This window comes from Lentilactobacillus rapi DSM 19907 = JCM 15042 (genome assembly GCF_001436255.1).
Lineage (GTDB): Bacteria > Bacillota > Bacilli > Lactobacillales > Lactobacillaceae > Lentilactobacillus > Lentilactobacillus rapi.
Map to the genome: position 1 here is coordinate 70,451 of NZ_AZEI01000049.1, position 6,737 is coordinate 77,187.

The following is a 6,737-nucleotide window of genomic DNA, read 5'->3' on the forward strand; positions in this document are numbered from 1 at the left end:
GGTATTCCTCCCTTGCTTAATCTATTTTTTCTTGAATTTAACCACACATTCACATCTGGCAGTTTGTGGAATCAAATCAACCGACTGAATGTATTCAACGTTATACTTTTGGGTTAATTTTACTAGATCTCTTGCTAATGTCGACGGGTTACATGAAATATACACGAATTTTTTAGGAACGATGTCTAAAATTGTATCAATCAAAGTGTCTGCCAGGCCGGTACGCGGTGGATCCACAATGAGGGCTGTTGGTTTCCAGCCATCTTCAATCCACAGTGGCAGCAGTTTTTCAGCCTCGCCGACTTCGTAGAGGGTATTCATGATCCCATTTCGAATTGAGTTGGTGTTGGCATCATCCACGGCGTCTTTGATCGTGTCCATTCCGCGAACTTCGCGAACCTGGTTGGCCACTGATAAGCCAATTGTCCCAACACCTGAATAAGCGTCGACTAATTTTTCTTTCCCAGTCAGTTCCAGGGCTTTGAAGGCTTCCTTGTAGAGAACTGAAGTCATTGTTGGGTTGACCTGCAAGAATGCACGCGCAGACAGCTCAAACTTAAGGTCGTTCAAAACCTCCGTGATGGTTTCCTTGCCGTCAACGTGAATGGTTTCATCACCCCAGACCATCGACGTTTTACCAGGATTAACGTTTTGCATGATTGAAACAACCTCTGGCAATTCCGCGTGGATTCGTTCAACCAACTGATGCTTTTTGAGGAGTTTCTTACTTTGGGTGATGAAGGTGACTTGCACTTCATTGGTGGCAACGGCCGCTCTAACAACCACGGTTTTGATGATGCCGGCGTTCTTTTCTTCATTATAAACCGGAATTTTCAAGTCTTGGATCATCGTCACGATTGCCCGCATGACTTTCATGGTCAACGGGTATTGCAATGCGGATGTTTTTAAATCAACAACTTCATGGCTCCGGGTCTTGTACAGGCCCGCAATCACGTTGCCGTGACGGTCTTCGCGAATTTGGAAGGTCGCTTTATTTCGGTAGCCGGTGGGGTCGTCCATTCCAATCGTCGGTAATAATTTAAACTTACGATAACCGGTTGGTTGATACTTTTCAAGAGAGTCGCGAATAATATCGCGTTTAAAGGCCAATTGAGCCGGGTAAGCAAGATTTTCAAGCTCAAAACCGCCGACTTTATTGGCGTAATCATCTACCGGAGCCACCCGATCCTTGCTTTTTACCGAAACATGGACTAAAGCTCCTCGAATAAAATTCTTCAGGTCTTCGACGACTTCGACAAGTACGGTTTCGGTTGGCAGCGCGCCGGGTACGAAAACCAACTTGCGTTCGTAGTAACCGATCCCTTCGCCATTGATGCCGAGTCGTTTAATTTGAATTGTAAATTGTTCACCAGCAGTAACGTGAACCTCAGATTTATTGTTATACATTGAACCGTCCTTATATTTGTAGTTACTAAGTATGATAGCACATCGGGGTGAGAATTCGGAGAGGGATGTATTGAGTAGATCATTTGTTATGAAAAAGTAAAGATATTATTAAATTACCTATGTTAACTAAATGCTTTAATTCAATTATCATTTTAGAGCAATACTATGATCGCGTTATCATTAATTTATTACAAACAGATAATACAGAAAAATGTTTATTGAGGGGAGCATGTTGCAATTGAGTAGTCGGATTGTAAGGTCAATAGTATTAGGGGCCATTGTGATTGGTGGAATTTCTCAAAGCCCATTGTTTAATTCCGATGTCAAGGCTCAGGGACTACAAGTATCTGATGAGAATACAGCTGATAACGATTTTCCTGGTTTTCCTACCAGCGGTGTTTTCGAAAATAACGTTAAATGGAATTTAAATACGTCAACGGGGCTTCTCACTATTGGTGGAGGGACATTAACAAAGTTCTATGATTCCGAGGCAAAGTACGATGGTGGCCGGTTGCCCAATTGGCCATGGTCGGAATTTGATGGTCCTGGCAACTATGGGGAACTTGTTAAACAAGTAGTTATTACTGGCCCATTAAATTTGGAAGGCAGTGCTCCAGATACATTTTTAGGAAACATGCCTAATCTTACCCAAATAGTTGGAATGTCAAATTTGGAAACATCTAAAGGGACAAACTTCAATTATATGTTTCATGGAGACAGTTCCTTGAAAGTGTTGGATCTTTCGAACATAGATATGTCAGCTGAAACGGAAGAGGCAAATATGCTTACTCTTAACTACGGTGGGAGTGATATCAAGAACAACAAAATAAGTAAACTTATTTTAGGGCCAGCAATTATGCTTGGTGTAAAAAAATATTATGATGCTGATTTGGCTTCCCCAGATGGTTCCGACAAATGGCAATCTGCATCAGATAGTACGCAGGTTTATACACCACAACAATTAATGGCTCTTTATAGTAAAGACAATCCCAATCATCCGACGAAAGTGGAAACATGGATTCCGTATACTAAAGCAAGCTTAAATCTGCAAAAGACTGTGGAGATTCATACAGGTGAAAAATTTGATCCTAGTATGGCTTTTATTTCGGCTACCGATGCAAGCGGCAATAAACAGAGTTACCAACAGGTACTGGCAAATGGTTTAACCGTTAATTTGAATCGGCTAGATACCACGAAAGCTGGACAGTATGTGGTTGAATATAGTTATCTGGGGAGAATTGGTACTGTCAATGTCATTGTGACAAACAAGCCAACTCCGGCTCCAACACCAGTTAACAATGGCGGTGAGGCGAATAATGCAAGCACTAACACCAATTCAAATAACAGTGCGTGGAATTCAACTAGCTCAATCACAACAAACCAACCAGCCGTACCAAACTATGCCGCTGTTCAGGGTTCTGCCGTATATGCCACCAAAGGCATTTACATGTACAAGAATGCCAACTTCAAGAAGAATCAGCGAATTGCTAAATATCCAAAGGCAAAGCGAGTTAACCGCCCAATGTTTGTGGTAACCGGTTATGCCCGTTCAGCCAGTGGCACTTTGAGATATAAAGTTCGTGATGTTAACCACGGCAAGAAGTCCGCAAACAAAGTTGGTTACATTACTGCGAGTCGCAAGTACGTAGTCAACGTTTACTACAAGACGATGCCAAAGAACAAGAAGATCACGGTTATTTCCAAGAAGGGCGTTCATGCATACAAGAATGCTAACTTAACTGGGAAAGCTAAGACCTACAAGAATGGCAAGCATCTTCGCGTTAAGAAGATTGTTAAACATAATTTAACCACTCGTTATCAATTAAGTAATGGTTATTATGTAACTGCCAACAAGAAATTGGTCATCCAAGGCAATTACTAAAATAGGGCAAAATAAAACTTCGGGGAATTAAAATCCTCGAAGCTTTATTTTGCACTTTTAATTACCAAGTTGCGGTATCCGGATCAGTTGCCAGGCCAAATTTGCCATGGAAACCATCAATGGTCTTCATATCAGCATTTGACAAGTTAAAGTCAAAAATATCGGCATTTTCTTTGATGTACTTTTCGTGCACGGATTTTGGCAGTGGCAGGAAACCATGCTGCAACGACCAACGGAGGACAACTTGAGCAGGCTGCTTGCCATATTTTCTTGCAATTGGTTCGAGTTCAGGAATCTTGAAGACGCCACCGGTTCCCAGTGGGCTGTATGCCTCAGTTAAGATGTCATGGTTATCATTATATTCAACCACCGCCGGCTGCATATCTGACGGATTGATGAACATTTGGTTAACCATTGGCTTGACCTTGGCCGTTTCTAATAACGCATCCAAGTGTTTTGGCCGGAAGTTGGAAACCCCGATGGCTTTAGCAGTGCCGTGATCATAAAATTCTTCCATGGCGCGCCAAGTCTCAGCGTTTGTTTCTTGCCAATTATCCCGGAACTTGATCGGGTTCGGCCAGTGAATCAGGTAAAGATTGACGTAATCCAGACCGAGATTTTCAAGTGATTTGCCAAAGGCCTCTTTGGTCGCTTCGTAGCCATGATCATTATTCCATAGCTTTGTAGTAACGAATAGGTCTTCACGTGGGACGCCACTGTCTTTAATGGCTTGACCAACTTGCTTCTCGTTGCCATAACCTGCAGCGGTATCGATGTGGCGATAACCGGCGTTTAGTGCGGCTAAGACGGAGTGATAAGCCTCGTCGCCAGTCGATTGCCAAGTTCCAAAGCCAACTTGGGGAATTTTGACGCCGTTGTATAACGTGTACGTATCTGTTAATGACATTAAATGATCCCTCCTATAAGTGAATCTATTTCCATTTTAATGGAATGACTAAATTGCGACAACCATTCGCACTCAGAGTTTCATGATGAAAAAGCGGTCCATGGAAGAATGTTCACCGGTTTGAAGGGGATGGCCAATTTCTTTGAAGCCATATTCTTGATAAAGATGAATGGCGGTAGTTAATGCGTGGTGGGTTTCAAGGTACAGCTTTTTATAACCAGTTTGTTTGGCAAACTCAACCGCCGCATCCAATAATTGATAACTAAGGTGCTGGCCCTGAGCCTTTTTGTCTAAATAAAGTTTTTGCAACTCTGCTATGCCAGGCTCATCGCCATATTCCGCGATGCCATTACCGCCGAGGACGTTGCCATGCTCATTAACAGCAACAAAATATTGACGGTTTGGGGATGCAGCGTAGTAGGCACTCAAGTTATTGAGCTCCGGGTCAAAGTAAGCGGTGCCAGGAATATTTAAGCCAAATGATTTCAATGAATGTTTGATGATCCGTGCCAAACTGGCATCGTCTTGCTGCTTGATGGGTCTGATTGTGACCAAGTAAGTCGCCTTCTTATTCCAAATTTGTGCTTTAGATAATAACACGATTTGATTGTGAAGCAAAGGGCATGTGAACGCTTTTACGTGATATAATTGGGTTAATCTAGTTTTGTGTTCGTATTAGGACAGCTGCGTAAAGCAGAAGTCTGCGTGTAAGCACCACCAAGAAAAATTCCAGAAGCAGGAATTCCCCTCAGTGGCGACTTACACTCCGACTTCTAAGCGCTTTACTCTGCTCACTTATCTTAGGACAGTTCCGCAAAGCAGCAACCTGCACGTAAGCACCACCAGGAAAAATTCCAAGGACCGGAATTCTTCCTGGTGGAGACTTACGCTCCGGTTGCTAACCGCTTTGCTGCACTCACTTATCTTAGGACAGCTGCGCTAGGCAGAAATTTCCACATAAGCACCACAAGCAAAAATTCCATAAACCGGAATTTCTGCCTGTGGAGACTTATGTTCCAATCTCTAAACGCCTAGCTCCGCTCACTTATTTTTAGGAGGGATAACAAATGACCAAAAAAGTAGCGATTGTAACTGGTGCATCATCTGGAATTGGCAAGCAAATTGCTAAGAATTTGTTCCGAAATGGGATGGATGTGTATGCCCTGGCTCGGCGAGTCTATAAAATGAACGAGCTGGATGACTTGGGAATTCACACGCTGCACCTTGACGTTGCCGATCAGGACGAAATTGATGAAGTTGTGAGCCGAATTGCCGAAGAGGCCGGTCGAATCGACGTTTTGGTAAACAATGCCGGATTAGGAACGTTTGGTTCGGTTGAAGAAGTTGACCTCTCTGAAGGTGAATACGAATTTAAGGTGAACGTTTTTGGAATGGTCAAAATGATTCAGGCGGTCTTGCCCACAATGCGCGAGCAGAGGAGCGGCCGAATTATTAACATGTCGTCCATGGATGGCAAGCTGGCGAGCTTGATGGGTGCCTGGTATGTGGGATCCAAATTTGCGATTGAAGGCATTAGTGATTCATTGCGGATGGAACTCAAACCATTTGGTATCGATGTAGCGGTCATTGAACCGGGGGCGATTGAGTCAAACTGGAAGGGTATTGCCATCGATAAGCTGATGGAAGTGTCTGGAGATGGCCCTTATGCGGCAATGGCAAGACAGACAGGCGACTTCTTTGCGTTAGCGTATAAGTTTGCCTCGACACCAAGAGTCGTTGCCAGAATGGTTGATAGAGCCGCTCTAGCTCGTCGACCAAAGACCAGATATGCAGGTGGCACGGGGGCAATCCCAATGCTGTGGGCAAGAAAAGTATTGCCGGATAGATGCTTAGATGCCTTGAATTTGGCGATGTATAAATACGCCCAAAGAATTGTCAACAAGCAAACTGCCTTTAATAGGTAAGCCAAGAAAAGGCCATTGACTAAAAATTTGGAATACAGTATTCTTAAACAGTACAACACTAGGGGTGCCGCTGAAAAACGGCTGAGATAAGTCTGAGAGATTTGGACCCTTGGAACCTGTGAGTTAGGACTTGCGTAGGAAAGGTGTAGAGTGCGAAAAGCGACGGGTTGGCGCGGTTGCCTAAGGAACTTCTGGTTAAAATCCTGGTTCTGGGTTTTAACCAGAAGTTCCTTAGGCAGTTAGCGTCAGTTGCTTTGAGCACGTTTCCACAAGGTAATGGCGAAACCACCAATCACCCAGTGGAAAGTAATATTTTTAAATTCTGAAAAAATATTCACATCATACCAACACAACGAGGAGCTCCAGGCAATTTCAATGTCTGCGCTCCTCGTTTTTAGGACAATCGTGCCGCACTTACTTATGTTAGGACAGTTGCGCCGGGCAGAAACTTCCACATAAGCGCCTTCAGCAAAAATTCCAAAAGCGGGAATTTTCGCTGAAGGAGACTTATGTTCCAGTTTCTAAGCGCCCGGCTCCACTCACTTATCTTAGGACAGCTGCGTAAAGCAGAAGTCTGCATGTAAGCACCACCGAGAAAAATTCCAGAACCGGGAAT

General features: G+C 43.7%; 5 protein-coding genes, 1 pseudogene and 1 riboswitch. Of the genes and pseudogenes, 2 read left to right on the top strand and 4 right to left on the bottom strand.

Going from position 1 to position 6,737, the window contains the following annotated elements:
- Positions 1-21: 21 nt before the first annotated feature.
- Positions 22-1,407 (bottom strand): 23S rRNA (uracil(1939)-C(5))-methyltransferase RlmD, encoded by a 1,386-nt coding sequence (gene rlmD, locus FD12_RS06495; protein ID WP_056982263.1) that lies wholly within the window; start codon positions 1,405-1,407, stop codon positions 22-24.
- A 238-nt stretch (positions 1,408-1,645) separates the two neighbouring features.
- Between rlmD and FD12_RS06500 the strand changes: the two genes are divergently transcribed.
- Entirely contained in the window at positions 1,646-3,289 is a 1,644-nt protein-coding gene (locus tag FD12_RS06500) for a DUF5776 domain-containing protein (protein ID WP_162258722.1), read from the top strand.
- Between the two features lie 61 nt (positions 3,290-3,350).
- Here the strand turns inward: FD12_RS06500 and FD12_RS06505 are convergent, their stop codons facing one another.
- Both FD12_RS06505 and FD12_RS06510 read right to left on the bottom strand, forming a co-directional pair.
- Positions 3,351-4,196, bottom strand: a complete 846-nt coding sequence (locus tag FD12_RS06505; protein WP_054747343.1) for an aldo/keto reductase — start codon at positions 4,194-4,196, stop codon at positions 3,351-3,353.
- A 72-nt stretch (positions 4,197-4,268) separates the two neighbouring features.
- Positions 4,269-4,751 (bottom strand): GNAT family N-acetyltransferase, encoded by a 483-nt coding sequence (locus FD12_RS06510; RefSeq protein ID WP_054747345.1) that lies wholly within the window; start codon positions 4,749-4,751, stop codon positions 4,269-4,271.
- Positions 4,752-5,263: 512 nt separating this feature from the next.
- On the opposite strand from FD12_RS06510, the gene FD12_RS06515 reads away from it, so the two are divergent.
- Entirely contained in the window at positions 5,264-6,121 is an 858-nt protein-coding gene (locus tag FD12_RS06515; RefSeq protein WP_054747347.1) for an oxidoreductase, read from the top strand.
- A gap of 50 nt (positions 6,122-6,171) precedes the next feature.
- A riboswitch (TPP riboswitch) is annotated at positions 6,172-6,280 on the top strand.
- Positions 6,281-6,539: 259 nt separating this feature from the next.
- Here the strand turns inward: FD12_RS06515 and FD12_RS14205 are convergent.
- Positions 6,540-6,737 (bottom strand): annotated as a pseudogene (locus FD12_RS14205) (hypothetical protein); the annotation flags it as partial.